The sequence below is a fragment of the Arthrobacter pityocampae genome, assembly GCF_002927275.1.
Taxonomy (GTDB): Bacteria; Actinomycetota; Actinomycetes; order Actinomycetales; family Micrococcaceae; genus Arthrobacter_D; species Arthrobacter_D pityocampae.
The window spans coordinates 1-1010 of record NZ_PRKW01000021.1 but is presented as its reverse complement, the minus strand read 5'-3'; the positions used below and the strand labels follow the sequence as shown (position 1 = coordinate 1010).

Annotated in this window: 1 protein-coding gene; it reads left to right on the top strand. The window is 58.5% G+C overall.

All coding sequences use genetic code 11. From position 1 onward, the window contains the following. Nucleotides 1–748, top strand: a 748-nt coding sequence (locus tag C4K88_RS18020) for a group II intron maturase-specific domain-containing protein (protein WP_206604392.1), incomplete at its 5' end; no start/stop codon positions are given. Between the last annotated feature and the right edge of the window lie 262 nt (nucleotides 749–1010).

The following is a 1010-nucleotide window of genomic DNA, read 5'->3' as shown; positions in this document are numbered from 1 at the left end:
GGGGATGATGGCTAATGGCGTGATTCAACCCCGCAGCGAGGGTACGCCTCAGGGTGGGCCGCTGTCCCCATTACTGTCGAATATCCTGCTGACCGATCTTGATCGAGAGCTGGAAAGGCGGCAGTTGAAGTTCTGCCGATATGCTGACGACTGCAATATCTACATCGGCAGTGAAGGCGCAGGGCAACGGGCGATGGCGAACATCAGAGCCTTCCTGGAGGGTCATCTGAAGCTACGTATCAACGAGCAGAAAAGCGCAGTAGCACGGCCTTGGAAGCGAAAGTTTCTGGGCTACGCGATTACGATCTATCGCCAAGAGACACGGGTGCGACCTGCCCCCGAAAGCCTGCGAAGACTGATGGATCGAGTTCGTGAGTTGCTGCGCAAGGGGCGAGGACGGTCCTTGTCTCACACTATAGAGATGCTAAATCCCGTGTTGCGGGGTTGGGCAAACTACTTTCGGCTTACCGCGAACATGCGGATGCTGGAGGAACTCGATTGGTGGCTGCGTCGAAAACTACGTTGCCTGCTCTGGCGACAGTGGAAAACCCCGAAGACCCGCGAACGACGACTCATCTTGCTTGGGCTTAGGCCTGAGCGGGCGTGGAAGTCGAGTGTAAACGGGCGAGGGCCTTGGTGGAACTCGGCATCCAAACACATGAATCAGGCAGTACCGACGTTGTACTTCGCCAAAATGGGGCTGGTCTCGCTGCGCAGCACTGTGCAGGGACTCCAGCGTATTAGTTGAACCGCCGTATGCGGAACCGCACGTACGGTGGTGTGAGAGGGCTGAGGGAAAAAAAATCCCTCACCCTACTCGATCCTGGAGAAAATTTATGACTACACCCCGTGGCGTCCGTAACCGGAACCCCGGCAACATCGATTACAACCCGCGCAACGCATGGCAGGGCCAGCTCGGGCTTGAGGAGGGAGTGGCCAGGCCCCGGTGCGCGCGCTTTGGCCACCCCGAAAACGCCAGCCCCGCCTGGGGCAGGCTGCTGCTCGACTAC